Origin of the sequence: Nocardia sp. NBC_01730 (assembly GCF_035920445.1) — a bacterium.
GTDB lineage: Bacteria > Actinomycetota > Actinomycetes > Mycobacteriales > Mycobacteriaceae > Nocardia.
Genome location: NZ_CP109162.1, coordinates 1,827,208 through 1,850,036, shown reverse-complemented (window position 1 = coordinate 1,850,036; position 22,829 = coordinate 1,827,208). Strand labels below are relative to the sequence as shown.

Here is a 22,829-nt window from a genome sequence, read left to right as displayed (position 1 = left end):
TCGCTAGGTTCGATGTGCGGGCGGTGTGTCGCTTTGCGGTTGGATTCCGACCAGGTGTGCACCGCGAGCACGGCGGCACCGCGGGGGATGCCCCGTCGAAGGCGACATCGAGGGCGCGCGTCTGCCCCCTCGAGTCGTCGACGCCGACTAGGACTGCACCAGGCGTCCGACCTGTCGCGTCGCTGTTGAACGCGGCCTGCCCCTTCAAGTCCGCTCTCCGACGACCGATGGGCACCACGGCGAATCCTGCTGCACGACAACACCATCCACCGCTGTACCGGTATCGGCATGTCGTTCATGCTTCGGCGCGGAACCGGCGTCATTACCGACTGAAGGCATCGCTTCATCCGCCACGCGTCCTGGCAGGTCGTCGAGCCGGAGGTGTCAGGGTGAATGGACCACCATGACCGGGCAGTGGGCGCGCTGGATGAGCGCATTGCCGGTCGAGCCGAGCAGCTGGCCGCGGAACCCGCCGCGGCCACGGCTGCCGACGACAAGGAGCTGGGCCGATCGGGACCACTCGATGAGGTGATGGCGTGGCCCGGACAGATAGGCCTTTCGCATGACGTCGACGTCCGGGTACTTCTCCTGCCAGCCGGCGAGCTGCTCGGCCAGGATCGACTGCGCCTCTGCGGCGACACCGCGATCTGGGATGGTATTGGGGAGCCCAGCGAATCGGCCGTAAGGGAGGTCGCTCCACGCGTAGACGGCGACGAGTTGGGCACGGCGGTCGCTGGCTTCGGCGAAGGCGGCGCCGACTGCCGCTTCGCTGATCTCACTGCCGTCGACACCGACTACGACCCGGCCGACACAGCGCGTCTGGTATTCGGTCCCGGTGTCGCGCACCACAACGACCGGGCCGTGGCCGTGGCTTACCACGGCAAGCAGCGTGCCGCCGAGATGGCTGATCGTGCCGCCTTCACCGCTGGCGCCGATCACAACCAGGTTCGCCGCCGCGGATCGCTCGATCAGCAGTTTCGCCGGGTGGTCCTCGCAGACCTCGGTTTCCACGGTGAGGCCCTGATCGACGTCGTAGGCCAGCCTGCGGGCCGTCGCCACATGATCCGCGCCCTGGCGGCGGATCGTATCGATGACGGCGGGCACCATCAGGTCGTAGACGCCCAGGACGGCACGCGCCACGGCAAGGTCGAGGCCGTGCACGATGTGCAGCCGCCGCCCGCGCTGTGCAGCCGTCTCGGCAGCCCAGCGGACGGCCAGGTCGGACGCCTCGGAGCCGTCGACACCGACCACCACGGCTGCCGATGCCAGCTGGTGTGGATCGCTGCTGCGCTGTGTGGTCATTCTTCTCGCCCATCGGTGAAACGCGTACCCGTAGATTAGGAATTCAGCGTGGTACCGCACACCGGTCCTTGGTCACCAACCAGAGAGCACAACGGCCGCTGTCGGTGTCGGTGTGGCAGGTCAGGGCAGCGGCGCTGTCCAGCGCAGGGTGGTGCCGCCAGTTGGAAGTTTGTTGATGCTGAGCCTGCCGCCTGCTTGTTCGGCGCGTTTGGCGAGGTTTGCGAGGCCGCTGCGGCGGGTGATGTCGTCAGGTAGACCGATTCCGTTGTCGGTCACTTCGATGGTGACATCGTCGCCTACGTGCAATTCGACCGACACGGTGGTTGCCGAGGCATGCCGGACGACGTTGCTGACCGCTTCTCGGAGGACGGCCTCCACATCGTCGGACAGTGGGGGCGCCAGTACGGCGACGGGTCCAGCCAATCGCACGGTGGTACGAAGTCCACTCTCGGCGGTCATGTCGACGATGATGTCGTGTAGGTGTTTGCGGTAATTCGAGGAATCCGCTGCCGTATTGCTCTGCAGGTCGAAGATCGAATGGCGGATATCCTGCACGATCGACTGGACGTCGTCGACGGTTTCCATCAGCCGGGACTTGATCTCCGGCGCCCGCGCCCGCTGCACCGTTCCCTGGAGAGACAGTCCGACCGCGAAAAGTCGCTGGATGACGTGGTCGTGCATGGCTCGGGCTATGCGGTCGCGGTCGGATAGGACGTCGAGTTCCCGCATCCGACGCTGGGTGTGGGCCAGTTGCAGTGCTAGCGCGGCTTGGTCGGCGATTGCGGCCATCATCGACTGCGCGGAGGTGTCGAGGGCTGGAGTGTTGGTGGGCCGGACGGTGGTGAGCACACCGAGGACGGATTGCCCGGCTCGTAGCGGAAGAATCAGCGCTGGACCGAGCTGGGGAGTCGAGTCGAAGAGCCCGAAGGAGGACAACTTGTCGACTGCGATCATGCGCCCGTTCCGAAAGGCTTCACCGGTTTGGGATTGTTCGAGTGGTATCCGTTGTCCGGTGAGTTCTTCGCAGCCCTTGCCTGCGGCGGCTACCACGATCAGTTCGGTCACATCGTCGTGCGGGATGTCGGGGTCTTCGGGCAGGGCAAGGTATGTGCATGCGGATTCGGTGAGCGTGAGTGCTCGCTCGGCGAGAAGATCGAGGACCTCGCTCGGCTCGCCGCCCGCCAGTAGTTCGGTGGCGACGTCGCGGGTCGCCTCGAGCCATTTCTGCCGTAGGCAGGACTGCTCGTAGAGTCGGGCATTCTCGATGGCGATGCCCGCGGCTGCGGCGAGGGCTTGTACGACGATCTCGTCGTCTTCGGTGAACTCTTGGCCTCCCGTTTTCTGGGTGAGGTAGAGGTTGCCGAAGACTTCGCCGCGGACTTGCACGGGCACCCCGAGGAAGGTGTGCATGGGTGGATGATGTGGAGGGAAGCCGACTGAGGATGGGTGGTCTGAAAGGTTAGCTAGTCGGATGGGTTCGGGTTGTTGTATGAGCAGACCGAGCACCCCGTGGCCGCGTGGCAGGTCACCGATCAATACGCGAGTGCGGTCATCGATGCCTTCGTAGACGAACTCGGCGAGTTCATTGCTGGTGTTGTCGGTCTCGCGGACTCCGAGTGCGCCGTACTCGGCGTCGACGAGTTCGATGGCGGCGTGCACGATGGCGCGCAGTGTGTTGTCGAGGTCGAGGCCGGAGGTGATCACCAGCATGGCCTCGATGAGCCGGTCCATCCGGTCGCGGACGTCGACGATCAGCGCGATCCGCTCCTGAACTTCGATCAGAAGTTCGTGGAGTCGCAGTTGGGACAGCGTTTCGGTGACCGGTGTCCGGCCATTCGGGTGTGGCCCGGACGGCTGTCGTTCCATACCCGACATTCTTCCACGATCAACGCCGTGGAAGTCGCCGAGCCGATGGAACCGACCCGTAGTCTGTTATCCCGGTCTTTCCGGTTGCTCGAGCTTCGAGGCCAGCACCACCGCTCGAGTACGTCGTTCTACCCCGAGCTTGGTCAGCAGTCGCGACACGTAGTTCTTGACCGTCTTCTCGGCCAGGTACATCCGGGCGGCGATTTGCCGGTTGGTCAGCCCTTCGCCGAGCAAGGCGAGCGGCGTTCTCTCCTGGTCGGTAAGGCTGGTCAGCGGCCACTACGGAGCGATCCGGTTGGACACGCCGGAGTGCAACTTCGAACCGGTAACCAAGGTCCCTCGAGAAGTCCGGTCGCTTGCCAGTCGCTGCTGTGCCACTTCTTCGCCGATCTGCCAGGCACGGAAGGCATCGGCCACCGTGTCGTCGAGTGGTCGGTCGGTGTCCAGCGGAATCGCGTCGGGCCAGGGCGCAGCCGAGCCGGACATGGCCTCCGCGATCTCGGCCGTTGCGTCGGAGAAGGATGCGCGCCGTTGGCGAATCCGGCGGTTTGCCAGCTCGCGCGGGCAGTAGCACTGCACTTGCACAAGATCGGTGGACACCTCGTCGGCCAATGCGGTGGCGCGGCGACGCTCCGCTGCGTCGATCCAGCTCGCGTCGAGGACCACCGACACCCCGGTCGCCAGCAGCGTCCGGGCCCGGGCGAGCAGCTCGGAGTAGACGCGGGTCTTCTCGGCGGGGGAGTACATGCCGACACCGTAGGTACCGACCTGCCCCCTCACCTCCTCGGCTGCGGCCAGTTCCTTGCGCACCTGGTCGCTGGCCAGCAGCGTCGACCCCGTCGTGGCCGAAAGATGTTCGGCAACAGTCGATTTACCGGTCCCTGGGAGGCCGCCGATCAGAGTGAGACGGATCGCCGCGCGCTGCGAACGACGGTCGGCGATCTCGAGGTGGCGACGGCTGTGCCCGCGGGCGGCATCCTCGCCCTGCCCGAAACGGATGACGTCGACCTTTGCGCGCACCAGGGCGCGGTAGGCCGTGTAGTGGTCGACCAGCGACGTCGGTGCCGAGTCCTCGGTAGTCCGGAGATAGTCGGCCAGCAGACTCTCACCCAGGTGGCGATGCCCGAGGAACTCCAGATCCATGGCGAGGAACGCTATGTCGTCGACACAGTCGACATAGCGAAGCCGGTCGTCGAAGTCCAGACAGTCCAGGATGCAGAAGCCGTCGGGGAGGTCGAAGATGTCCTCGGCGAGCAGATCGCCATGCCCATCGATGATGCGGCCCTCGGCGATCCGTCGCGCCAGCAACGGCCCCCGGCCGTCGAGGTAGCGCATGGCCCGCGCCTCGATCCGTGCGAGCAGGGCGGGGTCGACCACCTCCGCGGGCTGCTCTCGAAGCGGGTGCAGGAGTGCCTGCCATCGGCTTCGCAGCGCGGCCGGGGTGCCGGACCGATCGATCTCGGGGCCGCGCCGAGCCGAGCGGTGGAACTGGGCGAGCACCCGTACCAGCGCGGACAGCTCCGAGCTGCGCCCCACGGTGTCGGCAAGCACATTGGACAATTTTCGGTCCTCGGGCATCCGCCGCATGACGAGCACCGGCTCAGCGGGCCCGCCCAGCGGGTCGCTCAGGTGACCGACGCCGAGATAGACGTCCGGCGCCATGCGGCGATTGAGTTCGAGTTCGCGCGCACAGGCTTGCTCGCGCAGCGCTGGTGTGCCGAAGTCGAGGAAGTCGGTGGTGATCGGCTTCTTCGCCTTATAGGCGCGCTCGCCGCACAGCACGACTATCCCGGTGTGTGTCTCGCGCAACTGGGCATGCGCGTCGATGGCGGTCGTCAGCACGGTAAGCAAGCCGTTGAGGCGGGCACGGTCAATGCCATGCCGGCCGTGGCGCCGCCGTCGAGGACGAACTCCGACCCGGTCGGGAACGTGGCCTCGGTGACGATGAATCCGACCATCGCGGCGACCTCCTCCGGCTCACCGAAGCGCGCAAGCGGCTGCCCCGCGGCCACGCTCGCGTTGAGGTCGGCGGTCATCAGCGTATGGATCGTGACGACGGCGCCGCGCCCATGGGGATCGAATCCAGTGAGACCGGACATGGTGACCAGATCCTTTCGCTGTGGCTGATGCTCTCAGACTTCCGCATCGGCCCGGCGTCGGGTGATGGCCGAAGGTCCTTGATCGGTAGGCACTTCGCTTCGATCTGCGTGCAGGACGCAGTCGGTCACAGGCGCCCGAAGTCCTGCCAGGAGAGGCCGTCTTGCCCTTACCGGTGTGGCGTGCCGGTGGCAGCGTTGATCGAAACGAATGGAGGACGACATGGACCACGGACTGCCCGACGACAACACCGTCAAGACAGCGCTGGCGCTCGCGGTGCGGGCGCCGTCCATACACAACATTCAGCCATGGCGGTGGCGGATCGCTGACCGATCCGTGCACCTCTACCTGGACCCCGCGCGGGCGCTACCATCCACAGATCCCGATACACGCGATCTCGTGCTCAGCTGTGGTGCCGCACTGCATCATCTGAGTGTCGCCTTCGCGGCGCTGGGCTGGTCGTCGGTGGTGCATCGGCTGCCGAATCCGGCAGAACCGAATCACCTGGCAGCGATGGAGCTGGTGCGGCATCGGCCGACTCCGCTGGACGTCGCGATGAGCGCCGCGATATCGCACCGGCGGACGGACCGCAGACACTACAGCTCCTGGCCGATCCCATCCGGATACCTCGGGCTGGTTACCGAGCGCGCGGCCGCACTCGGCGCGGTCCTGCGCCAGGCTTCCGATCTCTCCCGCGACCACTTGATCGAGGCGATACGTGACGCTGCGAGCAGACATGCGGCGGATCCGGACTACCAGTTCGAGCTGGCCACCTGGAGTGGAAGGCACAGTACCGAGGACGGTGTCCCGGTCAGGAACACCCCGAGTCCGCGCGCGGAGGACGAGCTGCCCGCACGGGATTTCGCGGCGCCGCAGCTCATCGATGCCGCGCAGGAGCCCGACTACGCGGAGCTGCTTGTGCTCGGTACGTCGGCCGATGACCGTTTGTCCCGGTTGCGGGCAGGTGAGGCGATGAGCGCGGTCCTGCTGACCGCCACCAATGTCGGTTTGGCGACGTGCCCGTTGACCGAGCCGATGGAAATCGCGGAGGTGCGCAGCAGGGTCCGCCTCGGCGTACTGGACGATAGCGCCTACCCCCAAGTGGTCATCCGGATAGGTTGGGCACCGACCAGCGCGCCGCCGCTGCAGGCCACCCCCCGCCGTGCGGTCGAGGACGTGGTGGATACATTCGAGAAGGCCGATCGACACTGACCGAGATCGGCTTTGGTGAGTTCCGTATCGCCGAATCTCGGAAGACCAGGCAAATAGTCTTCCGAGATCTGTGCATTTGCCCGTACCGGATTGGGCAAGCAGTCATTTCACTGCGGGCGGGTGCTTCGCGACTGTCTCCATGGCGGCGACGAGAGCTGCGCGGGCTTCCAACGCGATCGGTTGGAGCCCAGTCGTTTCGGACTGCCGTACCAGCATTTCCGGGTCCGCCGCCTCGACGACAGTAGTGTCGCCGACGGCGCGCACCACGACGTTGCACGGGAGCAGCAGGCCGATTCGCCGGTCGATCTCCAGCGCCCGATGGGCCAGCGACGGGTTGCAGGCGCCGAGGATCACGTAGTCCTCCATCGCCACCTCGAGCTTCGCATGCAATGTGGAGCGCACGTCGATTTCGGACAGCACACCGAAGCCTTGTTCGGCCAATGCGTTGTGCACGATTTGCACGGCGTCCTCGACGGGCACAGTGACTCGCGCACTCAGATCGGCAGGCGCGACGGGGACACGGATCTCGGTCAACAGATCGTGGGGCACCACCGCCTCGTCGGGTGCGACCAGGTACACCTCGGTTGGTGGGCCCACCGGACGGAACGCCGAGTCGCGCAGCCACTCGTCGAGCGCGCGATAAGCGGCACCGATTCCGTGGTAGTCGCCGTGATGGACGGTCTGCGCGTACAGGTCGGGCTCGGTTCGTCGCACCGTCACCTCTTCGGTGCCGAGCGGCCCTGCGCTGACCGGCAGCCTGAAGTCGACGTCGGTCGACGTGCCCGGGCCGAATTCACCTCGGTAGGTCGTAGACGGAGGCCCGAATCGCGTCAACCCTAAAGTGGTGGCCAAGCTGTAGAGCGCCTCCATCCCGCTTCCGATGTCGTCGCCGGCATGGTCGGCACGTACGGTGCGGCGCAGTTCCAGGACGGTGTGCGGCACCGATTCGACAACTGCCACTGGGTACGACATGAGCTGCTCCTTCGGAATCAGACCCGATGCGCGACGCGGTCGAGTTCGGTGTGCGCGAGGCGTTCGGCCCAGGCACGGGCGCGGTCGAGCTCACCCGCGGTGACCGGCCCGGTCATGCCATCGACCAGGAAATCAGCCGGATCGTCGGCGAGCTGATAACCCAAATGCCGTAGGCGTCTTCCGGCGGCGCGCGCCGCCGACCCGGGCAGCCAGGGCGGGCTCCCGACTTTGGTGCCGAAAGCAACGGCCCTGCTGCCCTCGGGGACCGGCAGCGCGGCGTCGAGCCATTCCCGGATCCCGATGTCGACCGCGAGCGGCGCGTCGGTTCGCTCGGCGGCGTCCTGCCGGGTCCGTTTCCTGCTCAGCCCGAAGGCGTGGGTCGGTCCGCCGACCACGAGCAGATCCACCGACGGCTCGGGTACTTCCGCCGCGGCGCAGACGTTCAGCAGCTCGACCGTCGCGTGCTTGCGCAATCCTCGGGCGATGGCCTCGGCAACAGCGGCAGTGTTGCCGAACATCGATTCATAGACGATCCGTGCCCGCATCGCGGTCTCCTCGATGCTGTCTGCCGCTGTCTTCGGAAGCTGTGTGAGCAACGACGCTACGGTCGGGCGCGTGCCTTGAACAGTGCCGAACCGACGTGGCCAGAGGGACCTTGGTCCGTAGGTCTGCCGCGCAGTGGATCAGCAAGTACGGCCACCATGACACCGTGATCGGTCTCCGCGGATCTGGCGAGGTCTGCGTGGTGCTGTCGTCACGCAGGCCCCCGCGCTGGGCGCGCCAGCCATGGACCTTCAGGGTCGGTGGGCCGAGAGATCTCGACCAGTAAGCAGCGAACGGTGCGCTGGGGCGCGACCCCGATCGGCCACGGTCTAAACGCCGTGGGCCAAAGGTCATGACAACCGGTGACACGATGCACTGCCAGGGGATTGCTCGACGGTGCATCGTAGAGACCGGCTTGCACAGACAAGAAAGGAGTCAAGTCGTGAACGCATTCGGAATGATCGTTCTCCTCGGACTCGCGGCGCTGGTCGTTACCCGGTTCGCGGTTCGCTATCTCGAGATGGCGCGCGAATTCCTCGCTATGACCTTGGTCGTCATCGGTATCGCGGCGGCGTGGATAGCCGACTTCGATTTGTTCGCGGCGTGGGATCTGCCGATTCGCAATCACGCGCTCGGTATCGTGTTCACCGGCCTCATCATCGCTGGCGCCGGCTACTTCTGGCAGCCTGTCCTCGGATTCTTCGAGGGGCTGGCCCGCAAGCAGGCGGACGAGGCCGAAACGTTGGAGAAGAGTCAGAACCTGCGTCGAGTGGCCTGACCCGACCGATGCAGCACACCTGCCCGGACCGCGGCGTCGAAGTTCGAACAGGAGGCTCCGGATGACATGGGCACATCGGAGAAGTCGGAGCGGTAAGAACGCTGGTGATGCTCGGAAAGCCCAGGCGGAACAGGGAATTCGTGAGATCGCGTTAATGTCGACGATCGGCGTACTCGGCGTAGCCGGGCTGGTGGCGCGTCCGTTCAACGCGAACGCCGCCGAAGTAACGTGGCTCGCCGCTACCGTCGTCGCACTCGTCCCGGCCGCGATCTGGGTGCTACGCGATCTTCGGCGGGGCCGATATGGCGCCGATCTCCTGGCTTTGATCGCGCTGGTCGGCGCAGCCGCGGTCGGTGAGTACTTCGCTGGTGCGCTGATCGCCCTGATGGTGGCCACCGGCAGGGTGTTGGACGCGTACGCGGGCAGGCGGGCTGGACGCGACCTGTCCGCGCTGCTGCAACGTGCCCCGGCCCAGGCACACCGGCGGCGGCGGGACAGGATCGAGACCGTCGCGGCCACCGAGATCGGGCGCGGCGACACCGTGGTCGTGCTATCGGGCGAGACCGTTCCAGTCGACGGAACACTGACGACAGCGGGTGTATTCGACGAATCGGCGTTGACCGGGGAATCCATACCGATGGTTCACCGCGCGGGTGCCCAGGTGCGCAGCGGAGTGGTCAACGCTGGTGCGACGGCGGACATCAGAGCTGGCGCCACGGTCGAGAACAGCACCTATGCTGGCATCGTCGCGCTGGCCGAGCAGGCGGCCGCCGAGACGGCTCCGGTGGCGCGGTTGGCCGATCGGGTGGCGGTGTGGTTCCTTCCTCTCGCGTTGGTCGTCGCGGGCGCGGCCTGGGTGCTGGCTCGGGATCCGGTGCGTGCGGTCGCTGTCGTCGTCACCGCTACTCCGTGCCCGCTGCTGCTGGCGGTGCCGGTAGCCATCACGGCGGGAATGTCGCGCATGGCCAGGGCCGGCGTGGTGGTCAAGAATGGCGCCGCGCTCGAAATTCTCGGGCGCACACGATCTCTGGCGATGGACAAGACCGGCACTGTCACCGTCGGGCGTCCGGAGGTGATCGACATTCTGACCGCGCCGGACATCGACGCGGATCAGGCGCTGTGCCGGGCGGCCGCCGTCGAGCAGTTCTCGCCACACGTGCTCGCTCGCGCGGTAACTCGGGCCGCCGAGCTGCACGGGCTGGCACCCGCTACAGCGGAACGGGTTTCGGAAGAACCCGGCCAGGGCGCGACCGGTACGGTCGACGGGCATCGGGTGCGAGTCGGGCGGCTGCCCGCGCACACCGAGCCTGCGCCGTGGGCCGAGGCGGTGCTGCGGCGAGCCAGGCTCGACCTCGCGGGCGTGATCTGGGTTTCGATCGACGGAGTGCCCGTCGCTGCGCTGCTGGTGCGTGATCGCCTGCGGGACGACGCCGCCCGCACCATGCGCCGGTTGCGAGCAGCAGGGCTGTCGCGGCTGCTGCTGCTCACCGGAGACCGGGTGGACAATGCCACCGAGGTGGCGCGGATGCTGGGTCTCACCGAGGTGCTCGCCGACGCAGACCCCGCCGACAAGATCGCCGCCATTCGCGCCGAACGCCACCATGGCGTGACCACGATGGTCGGGGACGGGGTGAACGACGCGCCCGCACTGGCCGCCGCGGACATCGGCATCGCGCTGGGTTCGCGCGGGTCGACCGCCGCGGTTCAAGCGGCCGACGCGGTGATCGTGGACGATCGCATCGATCGGCTGGCCGACGCTGTCGACATCGCGCAGCGCGCACGTCGGCTGGCCGTGCAGAGTGCGGTCGCAGGCATGACGCTGTCACTGCTGGCAATGATCGCCGCCGCTTTCGGTCTGCTCGAGCCCGCCGCGGGTGCACTGGTGCAGGAAGGTATCGACGTCGCGGTGATCATGAACGCGATGCGGGCCCTGCGGATCGGGCACGGTCGCCGTACTGCCGCGATTGATCCGCTGGTGGCGCGGTTCGCCCGCGAGCACGACAGGCTGCGGGCCGCGCGCGCCTCGGTCCGGCACGCCGCCGACTCGTTGGCATCCGGTCCCGGCCCGAATGCCGACACCGCGGTTCAGCACGCGCTGGAGCTGCTTATCGAGCGCGTGCTGCCGCACGAGCATGCCGAGGAGTCTCAACTGTATCCCGCGCTGACCGACTACCTGCGGGACCCGGAAGCGATGGTGACGATGAGCCGCGAACACACCGAAATAGAGCGGCTGGTCGACCGGATCCGCCGCCACGTGGACGATTCCCCCAACGGCATCCGCGAGGATCAGATCGATGATCTGCGTGCGACGCTGTACGGCCTGGACGCGATTCTCACCCTGCACTTCGCGCAGGAAGACGAGGCGTTGTTCACCTTGGGGCACACACCGATCGACAGCGCTGTGGATGCACGATGACCGAGCCACAGCTGCGCTCAACTCGCGCGCAAGGTTTACAGCGCCCGCTGGTCGGCTCGAATGGATCCAGTGCGGCGGTCAACCGAGCCGGGTACGACCGGCTGCGCTCCTCGAACACAATAGGCAAGCATCACCGTCACCAATCCTGGTGAGCTGGGCGTGGATTCAGTGACCGACGTGATTCCGCCGCCGCCGAACGCCTGTGCGCGATTCGAGGATGAGTACGTTGGTCACCGCCCGATGGTGCCGATCGGCCCTGTCGGCCCGGATGTCCCCAGCGCACGCTGGTGATGTATCCGACCGGCGCGAACACCGCGAGGTCGAGCGGGAGTAGGGGGAGATGATCGCCGGTGATGTTCTGATACGACCACGATATGGGCGGATGGGGGTATGCCTGGATGGGGATCGGAATGCTGCTGTTCTGGGGGCTGCTGATCGCGGGCGTCGTCCTGCTGGTCCGGCTCGCGCTGCCCGCCGACCGCACCCCACGCCACCCCGCGCCGCCGGCCCCCGAATGGCTCCTCCAGGAGCGTTTCGCGCGTGGCGAGATCGACGAAAAGGAGTTCGCCAGCCGGCTGGCCACGCTGCGCAGACATGTCGGCCCGCAGGCATAAGCCTCCCGTCGGAAGATGCTGGTGATGCCGCTTGGGTCAGCGTCACCGAAAGGGGAGTGCCTTCGCACCTGACCAGCCCGCCGGTCGGTAGGGCACGAGGTCGAGGCGGTTGCGGCTGTCGCTGCCCCGGCGAACGGCGTCCACGATGCCGAGATCGGCAGTTCGCGATGATCGAACTCAGCCCCTTGGATTCGGGCTCGTTCGAGCGATTTTGCGAGCCACCGTGGCCCCGGCTGGATGATGTCGTCCAGCCACTGTGATCCTGGCGACCGGTGTGCATCGAGATCACTCGACTGCTGCCGGGACTCGCGTAGTTCCGGGCTATCGGCAGTGTGGTGGGAGGTTCGGATGCCGAAACAGGGCCACTGGACTCGGCGACACGATGACCTTGGTCTCTGCTGCTGGCTCGCGTCGCACGGGATGCTCGAAACATCGAATCGAACGCGATTCTCGCTGAGTGGCGGCACCGTCGGAAGCGGGTGATTCAGGTGTCGCGATACCCACTGCTGCCGGTCAGACTGTGGCGGAGCCGGCCATGGAGTTCCAGTCCGCTGATGCGCGTGTCGGATCGGATAGAGGCGCTGGTACGGATCGTGGCGGTCGTGGTCATACTCATCGCCGTGCCTGTCGCGGGAGCAGTCGGAACGGCTGCCTACACCTGGGCTGCGGAACGGATCCGAGCCGAGAACGCGACAAAAGTCGTAGTGCCGGCGACCGTGATCGCGAAGCCAGAGCGAATCGTGACCCTGGGCGGGCACGGGATGAGCGAGGAGCGGTTCGAAGCAGCTCTGCGATGGGACCGGGGCGGCCGCTCCGGCGCGGCGACCATGGAGGTCCCCGAGGCGGTGGCGCAGGGTGATGAGGTGCCGGTGTGGCTCGGCGCGGACGGCAAGCCGACCGCACCACCGCGGCAGTCCGGCGCTGCCGCCGTCGACGCGATGAATGCAGGTCTGGCACTTCTAGTCGGAATCTGGGTCGGTGCACTGGCACTGGTCTCCTGCACGGTCCGACTGCTGAGCACCCGCCACGACGCAGGGTGGGACAGGGAATGGCGACAGATCAGTCGTTCGATCGGAAAGGAATTCCAATGACATCCCGATTCAGCGAAGAGGACACCGTAGCCGAGCGCATCGCATCACCCTCGGAGCCGTTCAGTCCGCCGATCGTGGTCGCCGTCGACGGCTCGGCGACTGCCTGTCACGCGGTGGCGTGGGCAGCGGTGGACGCCGGGCTGCACTGCTGCCGGCTGCACATCGTCACCTCCGTCTCCATCCCAACCGGTTATGGTCCCGGGGTAGCGCTGACCGATGCCGACACGGAATGGCTGTGCAAGGACGGCGAACGCGTCCTGACCGAGGCCAACGGAGTCGCTCGGGTGGCCGCCTACGGCGAGGCACTGGACATCACCACCGAGTTGGTCTTCGATCCGATCATCCCGTACCTGATCACCCGATCACGTCAGGCCCGGATGGTCGTCGTCGGTAGCCGCGGCCTGGGTGCGATCCGGCGCGGGTTGCTGGGTTCGGTGAGCACAGCCGTCACCCGGCACGCGCACTGTCCTGTCACCGTGGTGCATTCGACGTCAGCGACCGATGCGCTGTCGTCGGTCAAACCGGTGCTGGTCGGGGTCGACGGCACCGAGAACAGTGTGCCGGCCGTCGAGGTCGCCTTCGAAGAGGCGTCGCGGCGCAAGGTTTCGATCATGGCCCTGCACGCGTGGAGTGACCAGACGAGCGGACTCGATGTCGGCATCTCCGGCTGGGACGTCATTCACGACACCGAAGACGCAGTACTGGCCGAGAGCCTCGCTGGGTACACGGAACGCTATCCGGATGTATCGGTGACACGGGTTCTGTTACGCGACCGGCCTGTCCGCTGCCTGCTCGATGAATCGGAGCGTGCCCAGCTGGTGGTCGTGGGCAGCCACGGGCGCGGCGGATTCGCCGGAATACTGCTCGGCTCCACAAGCAACGCGCTGCTTCAGTCGGTCGAGTGCCCGATCATCGTGGTCCGTCAGCGCTGAAGCACACTCGACGGAGCGGGATCTCGCTCCGGCCCTCGATACTTACCGCAGGCACGCACTGGCACAGCCTGGTCCCGACAGCGCTCACTCCGGAACTGTCGCGCACGCCGATCCGCCGGATGTCCATCTGTCACGTCAGCGAGCGTGGGTCCAGAATCGGTCGCGGCTTTCGGCGCGACAGCGCCTGCCCGAGCAAGACTCGCCGTTCAGCCGCACGCTGACAAGCGCCAGAACTCACCACAGGACGCGGGCGTAGGCCTCACCGATGCGGGTCCCTCCCACTCGTAGAGACTGCGACAGACCGTGTTGGTCGTGTGGGCGAGCCCTCTCTCGTTCTCGACGCTACGCGCGGCGAGCTGCCCCGGCGGGAGGCTTCCTCGTTAGCGGCGATCGTGTGCCGGGTAGCTCGCATGATGGGCGCGAACAATTCCGACCACCCCACGGGTGCCGGATCGATCTGGGACCCGATCATGTCGGGGAGGGTTGCGATATTTCGGCCGTCATGTTCGAACCTCCCTCCACTTCGCGCTCAACCGCCGAGGTGGGCCACGATGTGGAAACCTGTGCCGAGACAATCGGCCAGGATCGCGAGGTCCGGGATGGCGGCAGTGTCCGCGTTGATGCCGATGTTGCAGGTTCCGGCATGCGAGGTCAGTGTCACGTTGAAAGCCGTACCGAGGGTGGGAGCGAAAGCGTACATCCGGTCGATCCGGGCACCGGCGAGATAGAGCGGTATCGGGGAACCAGGGACATCGGAGGCAACGAAGTCGACATGTTTGAGCATGCCAGTGAGCAGTCCGACCGGCAACCGATTGAGCGCGGCCGCGACGGTGCCGGACAGGGGTATGGCCGGTTCGCGGCGCCAACTGCCGACCACGGCGTTCACGGCGCGCATCAGGTCCATCGGCCCGGCGATGTCGACGGGTAGTATTAAGCGGGCCAGCGTGATTCGATTGCCGCCAAGTGGATCGTCGGCCGCGCGAAGACTGATCGGCATGGTCAACCGCAGATGGTCGACCTGTGACCCGTGCCGGTCGTGATAGGTGCGTAGTCCGATAAGAACGGCAGTCAGGAAGGCATCGTTCATCGAGCATCCCACGGCGTGCGCGGCGCCGCGCAGTCGCGCGACGGGAATGTCGAGCACCGCTAAACGGCGACCGAGACCGCGCTCTGTCATCACCGGTGACAGTGTCGTGGTAGCGGGCTCGACCAGGCGAACCAGCGAGGTTGCCAGCGCGGCGCCGTCGTGTACCGCCCGAACCGGGTGGGTGAAAGCGCGCCACACGGTCGGCGGTGCTGCGGTGATACCGCTGCGGAGGAGATCTGAGCCGACGGACCAGTTCCACGCCACGGTGTCCCGCAGCCCGCCATCACGGTCGGGCGGCGGTTCGGGCGGATGGCTGCGATCGGTTCCCGCACGATCGAAGTCGAGGACCTCAGTGGCGATCTGAATGCCGCCGATTCCGTCGGTGAGGCTGTGGTGCACAGTTAGCACCAGCGCGCCGCCGGCACCGTCCAAACCGCTCAGCAACGTCGACCGCCACAGCGGCCGGACGGGATCGAACGCGGTCATCGCCTCGGTACGAGCGAACTCGAGTACCGCGGACAGGTTCGCCGGTTCCGGTAGCGCGGCACGTCGTAGATGCCAGGACAGATCGAAATCCGAATCAGGTGTCCACCGGGGCGGGGCGAGCCCGAAGGGCGCGGTGACCAGCCGATCCCGCAACTTCGGCACGATCCGAGTGCCGCGATCGATCGTGCGTACCAGGCGATCCCAGTCCGGATCGGTATCCAGTGTCAGGACCGAGACGATTGTCGAGCGCAGGGCTGGATCCCGTTCCATTTTCCAGGAGAACAGGTCCGACTGCGACATGTGGGATTCGCGTGGGCTCATCGCCTATTGCCTTCGAACGCGCCGCAATACCTTGAACCGCCTCGAACCGCGCCGCTTCCGGCTCCCGCAGATATCCGCCGGCCGGTTCGGCTACGCCACGACTGTTGCGCGGATCTTGTCGCCCGAACCGTCGATCGCCGCCGCCGGCGACCAGACATCGGTGCACGTCGGATCCGGTACCTCGACACCGAACGCGATATATGCGGAATCCTGAGACGACCAGCAGACATCGCATCCAATGCCGAGAAGCTGTCGCTCGATCTCATTGGCTCGGGAGCCGACATGCTGGGCGGTGTCCATTGTCCATACCGGCAATTGTGCTCGGTGCCGGCCGACGGCAACCGATTACGAAGGCCCTTATGCCGAGGCCCTTCGTCCTCTGCCCGGCTCGTGGCCTTCTCAACCCAGTTTGGGGCGCGGCGTGGTGAGGGCATGGCGATGGGCACTGATTCGTTCGCCCAGGCTCCCGGTCTGCAGCCGAGCGCGTATCCGGGACCAATGGCTCTCGGCTCGGCGACGATCGGTCCTGCCGCCCCGCTATGTCGCAGCCCAGGCTGGAGAGATCCATGAGGGAGGTTTGCGATGCTTTTCGATGATCGCCGCGACGCCGGCCACCGGCTGGCGGCGCGGTTGGAATATCTCCGGGACGAGGATGTTGTCGTGGTCGGCCTGCCGCGCGGCGGTGTACCCGTCGCCTACGAGGTCGCGCGGGCGCTGGGAGCGCCGCTGGATGTGATCGTGATTCGCAAACTCGGCGTCCCACATCAGCCAGAGCTCGCGTTCGGCGCGATCGGCGAGGACGACGTCCTGGTGACCAACGATGTCGTCGTCGCGCACGCACGACTCGCCCGCGCGGATATGGCGAACGTGGAACGCCATGAGCGCGAAGAACTCTCGCGGCGGGCGGGGCGGTTGCGGCGCACGCACCCGCGTGTCCCGCTGTCAGGCCGCACCGTGGTCATCGTCGACGACGGCATCGCCACCGGCGCGACCGCCTGCGCAGCCTGCCAGGTCGCGTGGGCACACGGCGCGCGGAGCGTTGTGCTGGCCGTTCCGGTGGCGCCCCGTGACACGATGTCGGTGCTGGCGGACGAAGCCGACGAGGTGATCTGCCTCGAGGTGCCTGTGTGGTTCGGCGCCGTCGGCTGCTGGTATCGCCGTTTCGACCAGGTCTCCGACGCCGAGGTCGTCGAGCTGCTGCGTCGGGCCGCCGGAGATCTGCCGGAACGACAGCCGGCTCCTGCAGGTGATCCGCCGCTGCGGGACGATGAGGTGCGAGTGATCGCCGGAAAGGCTGAACTGGCCGGGCATCTCACCATTCCGGAGAGTCCGATCGGAATGGTGGTATTCGCACACGGCAGCGGCAGCAGCCGCCACAGCCCTCGCAACCGATATGTGGCTGGGGTGCTGAACCGAGCGGGGCTGGGCACGCTGCTTGTCGATCTGCTCACTTCGGACGAGGAGATCCATCGGGCCCAGGTTTTCGATATCGAACTGCTGTCGCAGCGGCTGCTCGACGTCACCGGCTGGTTGACCCGCCAGGAAGAGATCTTCGGTCTGCGGATCGGGTACTTCGGGGCCAGCACGGGTGCCGCTGCGGCACTTCGGGCGGCGGTCGACCCGAAGGTGGAAATCGCCGCGGTGGTGTCTCGGGGCGGCCGGCCGGATCTGGCCGGTGCCGACCTCGCCGCGGTGCGGGCTCCGACCCTGCTGATCGTCGGCGGCGACGACCATGTCGTGCTGGAGCTGAACCGCCTTGCGGCGCAAGAGATGTCGTGTGAGACCGCCCTGGCGGTGGTGCCCGGCGCCACCCACGTGTTCGCCGAGCCGGGCGCGTTGGAGAAGGTCGCCGAACTCGCCCGCGACTGGTTGGTGAACCAGCTGGCATCCATGCCGGTCGACGACCGCACCGACTCGAGAACGGGCACACGGTCGTGACACCGATTCGTATCCCGTCCGGCAGCGCCAACCCACAGCCCGCCGCCATCGCCGACATGCTCGACGCCGAGCCCACCGAGACGCAGCAGAGCGGCGACCGGGGCCAGGTCGGCAATCACCGCCACCGTGGACCAGGCCACCGCGGTCCGGTCGGTGGGATGCGCTGTGACGGCCGCGGGGAAGGACCCTCGGCAACAGCCTCCGCCTCCGCGGCGACGACTGCGGCCTCGTCCAACTCGTCCGGGGACTGCCCGGCGACTACGAGACGGATGTCGCCTCGCGACGACCAAAGCGCCTTCACACAGCGACCAACGGCCCTACCGTCGATCCGATGCCCGCCGCAACGATGGATTCGACCGGGAATAATAGGAGGTCGGCGTCGTGTATGCAAAAACAGGGGACTGGCTGATTGTCGAGGGCCGCAGTGTCGGCGGTACGGTCCGGCACGGTCTCATCGAGGAGGTACACGGGAGGGAGGGGGCACCGCCCTACCTGGTGCACTGGACCGACACGGGGCACCGGGCGCTCACCTTCCCCGGTCCGGACGCACACGTGGTCACCAACGATGAGCTGCGCGCGCAGGAAGTCATCGCGGCGGCCCACTTCTCCTCAAAGCACTACCGGCCGAGTCAGCGCTCCACCGAGTCCGCCGGAGCCTGAGCCGCCGCCGGGTCGGTGCATGGTGTGGCGCTGGTACGTCAAAACAGCCTCTGGCACAAGATGATTCGATCGAATGCCGCGCAGTGGCAGGCTCCCGGGAACCGGGCTTCGGGTGACCGATGAGAACAGCCCAGCACGCCTCGCACTCCGGTGTCCCGACGATGCCGATGCCCCTGGGTTCGACAGTGTCGTGCCGCGCGGCAGAACCAGCGCGCCGCAGCACCTGACCGGGTCGGCTGCCCGCAGCGAAACACGGTGATGCCTTTCCCCGCCTGCAGACCGACACCTACCGAAGTGACCTTCGGCCCCTGCGCGCACTACCGGATGGGTGCATCGTGGGGTGATGCGACGGTGCCCAACGCATCGGATTCGAGATTCGAAACGGCGCCACCGCGGTGTGCCCGGTGTGCCCGCGGCAAGGCAATCCGGCAGTGGCCGCATCGACCTTCGTCGCCGGGTCAGTCCCTAACACGAACCCGTCTCGGGGCCTGCAGCAAGGATGGTGTCCTAGTTGTGACCGATCCCGCCATCTCGATCATCGGTTTGACGAAATCGTTCGGTACGGCGCGGGCCCTGGATGAGCTGGATCTCATCGTGCGGACCGGTGAGGTCCACGGCTTTCTCGGCCCCAACGGTTCGGGCAAGACGACGACGATCCGGATCCTGCTGGGGCTACTGCGCGCGGATTCCGGCATGGTGCGCATGCTCGGCGGCGACCCGTGGTTCGACGCGGTCGCGCTGCATGCACGGTTGGCGTATGTGCCGGGGGAGGTTATTCTCTGGCCCGGGATCACCGGTGGTGAGGTGATCGACCTGATGGGGCGGCTGCGCGGCGGTGTAGACCGGCGTCGCCGTGACGAACTGCTGGAACGGTTCGAGCTCGACCCACGGCAGAAGGCGCGTGCCTATTCGAAGGGCAACCGGCAGAAAGTCGCACTCGTCGCCGCACTGGCCTCGAACGCGGAACTGCTGCTGCTCGACGAGCCCACCGTCGGCCTCGACCCGCTGAAGGAAGCCGAATTCCAGCGCTGTATCGAGGAATCGCAGAACGTCGGCCGGACCGTGCTGCTGTCCAGTCATATCCTCGCCGAGGTGGAAGCGTTGTGCGACCGGGTGAGCATCATCCGGCGCGGGCGGACTGTGGAGAGCGGCACCCTGTCCGAGCTGCGGCATCTGACCCGAACCGCGATCACGGTGGAAACCGTTCGCCCGCCCACGGATCTGGACGCCGCGGTTGGCGTGCACGACCTCGTCCAGGACGGTACGAGGGCCCGATTCGATGTCGATACCACCCATCTGGACACGGTCCTGCGGATACTTTGCGACCTCGGCGTGCGCAGTCTCACCAGCACACCACCCACCCTGGAGGACATATTTCTGCGCCACTACGGTGCCGAACCTGCCCATGCGGACGAGGAGATGTCGTGACTGTCGCGTCGAGTCTGCGAGCCCCGCTGAGCGGGGTCGTCTCCGGGGCGGCCACACTGCTGTGGTTCGCGCTGCGGCGCGAGCGATTCGCCCTGCCGTGCTGGGTGCTGGGCACCGCCGCGCTGTTGGCATTCCAGTCCATCGGCAGCCAGCGGTTCTACAACACCCCGGAGAAACTGGCCCAGCTCCGCCAGACGATGAGCGCCAGCGCGGCCACCATCGCCATGGGCGGGCCTAGCAGGCTGCTGGACACGATCGGCGGCGAGATCGTCTTCGAGATCTTCGCCTACCTCGCGGTCGTGGTCGCCCTGATGAACATGTTCCTGGTGGGTCGGCACACCCGCTTGGACGAGGAGACCGGGCGGGCGGAGCTGATCCGCTCGGCGCAGGTCGGTCGCCGGTCGCCGACGATCGCGGCGCTGGCGCTGGCCGGGCTGGCCGACATCGCCGTTGTGCTGGTGGTTTTCGCCACCGGCGTGGGTACCGGCCTGCCGACCGGCGGGTCGCTGCTGCTCGGGGTCGCGGCGGGTGGGGTCGGTGTGACCTTCGCTGCGGTCACCGCGGTCGCCGCGCAGGTGTTCGAGAATCCGCGCAGCGTCTACGGTTCGGTCACCTTGGGCCTCGCCGCGGCCTACGTTGCGCGCGCCATCGGCGATGTCGGTACCGGGGCCGCCTCCTGGACATCACCGATCGGCTGGGGACAGCGAACCTACCCGTTCGTCGTCGACCGCTGGTGGCCGGTACTGCTGTTTGCCGCCGCGACCGTCGCGCTCACCGCCGTCGCCTTCATGCTGCTTGATCGGCGGGACTTCGGCGCCGGCCTGCTGCCGTATGGAAAGGGACGGGCCAGTGCGTCGTGGGCGCTGAGCTCACCCGTGGGATTGGCCTGGCGGCTGCAGCGCGGCTCGCTGATCGGCTGGGCTGTCGGCGTGTTCGCGCTCGGCGCGGCGTTCGGCTCGTTCGCCGATAGCATCGAGGACTATTTAGCCGACAACCCTGAGATCGCCGCCTATCTGCCCGGCGGCGTGGGCGCTGCAGTGGACTCATATCTGGCTCTCACGGTGTCGATCGCCGCGCTGCTCGCCTCCGCCTACGGCATCACCAGTGCCCTGCAGGCCCGCAGCGAGGAGACCGCGGGCCGAGCCGAATCGGTCCTGGCCGCACCTGTCAGCCGGCATGCCTGGCTGGCCAGCCACCTCGGCATAGCCTTGATCGGATCCACATTCGTGCTGGCTGCCGGAGGTTTCGGTCATGGGCTGGCCTATGGGGTGACGATCGCCGATGCGGGCCAGTCACTGCGTATGACCGGGGTGGCGCTTGTCTATTCACCCGCCGTCTGGCTGGTCGTCACCGTCGCAGCGCTCGGGTTCGGCTGGTTACCCAGGGCCGCTGTCGCGGTGGCATGGGCGGTGTTCGCCTATTGCGCCGTTGCTGTCCTTTTCGCGGCACCCTTCGATCTGCCTGATTGGTTCGACGATGCCTCTCCATTCACGCACATTCCGCGGGTGCCGCTCGAAACGGTCTCCGCCGCACCGATACTCGTCATCACCGCACTGGCGACAGCCGGACTAGGGGTGGGATTCGCCGGATTCCGCCGCCGCGACGCCGGATACTAACGGCGTCGGCGCGCAGAAGGGCGACACCCCATGACAACAGCCGAACCGAGAGAACGATGCAGAGGACAACGGCTAGATGCACCAGGTTCGAGCTGTAGTCGTTGGCCCAAGCAGGAACCGTGGTGAATGCCCCGAGCACCCCGACCAGCATGATCGAGGCGATCACCACCGCAGGGACCCACCAGCGGTCGCGCATCCGGATCGTTAGTACCCCACGTCGGCGCCGGACAGTGAGGTGGGCTGATATAGCTCGTAGCCTGCTCGAGCGGCCGGATTCGAGCCAGAGCATTGCTACTCGCAGAACGTGGGCCGAAAGGCCCGGCTGCCAGTGGAGTCATGTCACCTGTTCGGTGGTTTTGGGCATGTCGAGTATTTCGGCGAGCGGGCGACGCGGTGTGGCTGGACCGTTCTGTGTGGATTCGGGTGCGGTGCCGACCCGGATCAGGACCTGCGGCAGGCGGGTCTGTCCGGTCAGTTCGCGGACGACGGCGCGGCTGCGTGGTACTTCGGTCAGGTGGGTCAGGGGACATGTCGCGAAGCCCGCGAGTATGCATTCGAGCAGCACCGTGGACAGCACCTCGCCGCAGCGCACCAAATCGTCCGGGGTGTCGCTGTCGGTGGACAGGACGAGAATCACCGAGTGGTCGTCGGTGATTTCGGTGCGCCGGGGCGCTCCGGTGGTCGTGGGGAACTGGCGGCCTACGGTCACTCGCTGCCGTTCCTCCGGTGAGATCAGGGCTTCCCTGGGGACACCGGTATCGGCGACGGTGTGTCCGGTCCACCACTGTAATTCGGCGTGGTACTCGGAGTCGTAGCGGCGCAGAGACGCGGACATCTCCGAGGCGCGGGCCAGCGCGGGTCGGCTGTCGTCCCGCAAGACGTCGAGGGCTGCGTCGGCCGGATCGAAGGTGGTCCGCAGCACGGATTCGAAGTCAGACCAGTCGGGCGGCGCCGCGAATGGCAGCCGATCGGTGTGCCGCCGCAGTATGGCGTCGGCGCGAGCGCGGTCGCCGTCGGTCACGAACTGGGCCGGTTGGAAGGTGATGTTGGCCAGGTGATCGCGGCGGTTGGGGTCGGGGAAGCGGGCGACGAGGATCCGCCAGCCGGCCGCGGCCATGGCTGCGTGCAGATGATTCAAGGCGATACCGCAGCTGATCAGCATCTGCCTGCCGGAGGTATCCGCCGCCGGGAGCCTGCGCTCGGGCACGGCGAACAGGCGTAGCACTCGGCCGTCGAATGTCCAGTGCCAAGGCTGACTGTTGTGTAGCGACGGCGCCCGGCCCGCGAGCAGGACGGCCTTCTCGATGGTTTCCCCGGTCGGTAGCTGGTTCATATCACTGACGGTAGGTGCCGGACTCCGGCGCTGGAGGAGTCGTTGGTCCCCATCTCGGCGCGCGTGGTCCCCTGTCGGGCGCCTGTTGCGGACCTTTGCCTCTGGACGGGACGAACGGACCGGTTCACGCTGGGAGT

At 66.9% G+C, this 22,829-nt stretch carries 18 protein-coding genes and 1 pseudogene; 10 read left to right on the top strand and 9 right to left on the bottom strand.

The features are described from left to right. Positions 1 to 384: 384 nt before the first annotated feature. The 5 genes and pseudogenes from OHB12_RS07645 to OHB12_RS07625 all read right to left on the bottom strand — a co-directional run bounded on the left by OHB12_RS07645 (position 385) and on the right by OHB12_RS07625 (position 5,267). On the bottom strand, positions 385 to 1,302 hold the full coding sequence (locus OHB12_RS07645) for a universal stress protein (protein ID WP_327117483.1): 918 nt from the start codon (positions 1,300 to 1,302) through the stop codon (positions 385 to 387). 120 nt (positions 1,303 to 1,422) lie between these two features. Continuing rightward, complete coding sequence (locus OHB12_RS07640) at positions 1,423 to 3,168, bottom strand: sensor histidine kinase (protein WP_327117481.1); 1,746 nt, start codon at positions 3,166 to 3,168, stop codon at positions 1,423 to 1,425. Positions 3,169 to 3,234: 66 nt separating this feature from the next. Continuing rightward, positions 3,235 to 3,444: pseudogene (locus OHB12_RS07635) on the bottom strand (response regulator transcription factor); the annotation flags it as partial. Between the two features lie 3 nt (positions 3,445 to 3,447). Further along, a complete protein-coding gene (locus tag OHB12_RS07630; RefSeq protein ID WP_327117479.1) occupies positions 3,448 to 5,010 on the bottom strand; it encodes a bifunctional aminoglycoside phosphotransferase/ATP-binding protein in 1,563 nt (520 codons plus the stop codon). After that, positions 5,004 to 5,267, bottom strand: a complete 264-nt coding sequence (locus OHB12_RS07625) for a hypothetical protein (RefSeq protein WP_327117477.1) — start codon at positions 5,265 to 5,267, stop codon at positions 5,004 to 5,006. Before OHB12_RS07625 ends, OHB12_RS07630 begins: the two co-directional genes overlap by 7 nt. 220 nt (positions 5,268 to 5,487) lie before the next feature. Between OHB12_RS07625 and OHB12_RS07620 the strand changes: the two genes are divergently transcribed. Beyond that, positions 5,488 to 6,477 carry an Acg family FMN-binding oxidoreductase gene (locus OHB12_RS07620; RefSeq protein WP_327117475.1) on the top strand — a complete coding sequence of 330 codons (990 nt, stop codon included), beginning with the start codon at positions 5,488 to 5,490 and terminating at the stop codon, positions 6,475 to 6,477. Between the two features lie 102 nt (positions 6,478 to 6,579). Here OHB12_RS07620 and OHB12_RS07615 read toward each other — a convergent pair whose 3' ends face one another. Together OHB12_RS07615 and OHB12_RS07610 are read right to left on the bottom strand one after the other, a co-directional pair. After that, positions 6,580 to 7,449 (bottom strand): DUF302 domain-containing protein, encoded by an 870-nt coding sequence (locus OHB12_RS07615; protein ID WP_327117473.1) that lies wholly within the window; start codon positions 7,447 to 7,449, stop codon positions 6,580 to 6,582. A 17-nt stretch (positions 7,450 to 7,466) separates the two neighbouring features. After that, positions 7,467 to 7,994: a flavodoxin family protein gene (locus tag OHB12_RS07610; RefSeq protein ID WP_327117471.1), complete on the bottom strand. Its 528-nt coding sequence runs from the start codon at positions 7,992 to 7,994 to the stop codon at positions 7,467 to 7,469. Positions 7,995 to 8,434: 440 nt separating this feature from the next. Here OHB12_RS07610 and OHB12_RS07605 point away from each other — a divergent pair, with 440 nt between their 5' ends. The 5 genes from OHB12_RS07605 (at position 8,435) to OHB12_RS07585 (ending at position 13,823) form a co-directional block, all read left to right on the top strand. Next, entirely contained in the window at positions 8,435 to 8,770 is a 336-nt protein-coding gene (locus OHB12_RS07605; RefSeq protein WP_327117469.1) for a hypothetical protein, read from the top strand. Positions 8,771 to 8,924: 154 nt separating this feature from the next. After that, a complete protein-coding gene (locus OHB12_RS07600; protein ID WP_327117466.1) occupies positions 8,925 to 11,186 on the top strand; it encodes a heavy metal translocating P-type ATPase in 2,262 nt (753 codons plus the stop codon). Between the two features lie 398 nt (positions 11,187 to 11,584). Next, entirely contained in the window at positions 11,585 to 11,800 is a 216-nt protein-coding gene (locus OHB12_RS07595) for an SHOCT domain-containing protein (RefSeq protein ID WP_442799989.1), read from the top strand. A gap of 479 nt (positions 11,801 to 12,279) precedes the next feature. Continuing rightward, entirely contained in the window at positions 12,280 to 12,891 is a 612-nt protein-coding gene (locus OHB12_RS07590) for an Rv1733c family protein (RefSeq protein ID WP_442799988.1), read from the top strand. Beyond that, positions 12,888 to 13,823 carry a universal stress protein gene (locus OHB12_RS07585; protein ID WP_327117460.1) on the top strand — a complete coding sequence of 312 codons (936 nt, stop codon included), beginning with the start codon at positions 12,888 to 12,890 and terminating at the stop codon, positions 13,821 to 13,823. The genes OHB12_RS07590 and OHB12_RS07585 overlap by 4 nt, the downstream gene beginning before the upstream one ends. Before the next feature lie 529 nt (positions 13,824 to 14,352). Here the strand turns inward: OHB12_RS07585 and OHB12_RS07580 are convergent. Next, positions 14,353 to 15,717 (bottom strand): wax ester/triacylglycerol synthase domain-containing protein, encoded by a 1,365-nt coding sequence (locus tag OHB12_RS07580; RefSeq protein ID WP_327117458.1) that lies wholly within the window; start codon positions 15,715 to 15,717, stop codon positions 14,353 to 14,355. Positions 15,718 to 16,299: 582 nt separating this feature from the next. Between OHB12_RS07580 and OHB12_RS07575 the strand changes: the two genes are divergently transcribed. The 4 genes from OHB12_RS07575 to OHB12_RS07560 all read left to right on the top strand — a co-directional run bounded on the left by OHB12_RS07575 (position 16,300) and on the right by OHB12_RS07560 (position 21,359). After that, complete coding sequence (locus OHB12_RS07575; RefSeq protein WP_327117456.1) at positions 16,300 to 17,655, top strand: phosphoribosyltransferase family protein; 1,356 nt, start codon at positions 16,300 to 16,302, stop codon at positions 17,653 to 17,655. 381 nt (positions 17,656 to 18,036) lie between these two features. Next, positions 18,037 to 18,315, top strand: coding sequence for a DUF1918 domain-containing protein (locus OHB12_RS07570; protein WP_327117454.1), 279 nt, complete (start codon positions 18,037 to 18,039; stop codon positions 18,313 to 18,315). Between the two features lie 513 nt (positions 18,316 to 18,828). Then, positions 18,829 to 19,743, top strand: a complete 915-nt coding sequence (locus tag OHB12_RS07565; protein WP_327117452.1) for an ABC transporter ATP-binding protein — start codon at positions 18,829 to 18,831, stop codon at positions 19,741 to 19,743. Then, positions 19,740 to 21,359, top strand: coding sequence for an ABC transporter permease (locus OHB12_RS07560; RefSeq protein WP_327117450.1), 1,620 nt, complete (start codon positions 19,740 to 19,742; stop codon positions 21,357 to 21,359). Before OHB12_RS07565 ends, OHB12_RS07560 begins: the two co-directional genes overlap by 4 nt. Before the next feature lie 334 nt (positions 21,360 to 21,693). On the opposite strand, the gene OHB12_RS07555 is transcribed toward OHB12_RS07560, so the two are convergent. Beyond that, positions 21,694 to 22,692 (bottom strand): Acg family FMN-binding oxidoreductase, encoded by a 999-nt coding sequence (locus OHB12_RS07555; protein ID WP_327117448.1) that lies wholly within the window; start codon positions 22,690 to 22,692, stop codon positions 21,694 to 21,696. Between the last annotated feature and the right edge of the window lie 137 nt (positions 22,693 to 22,829).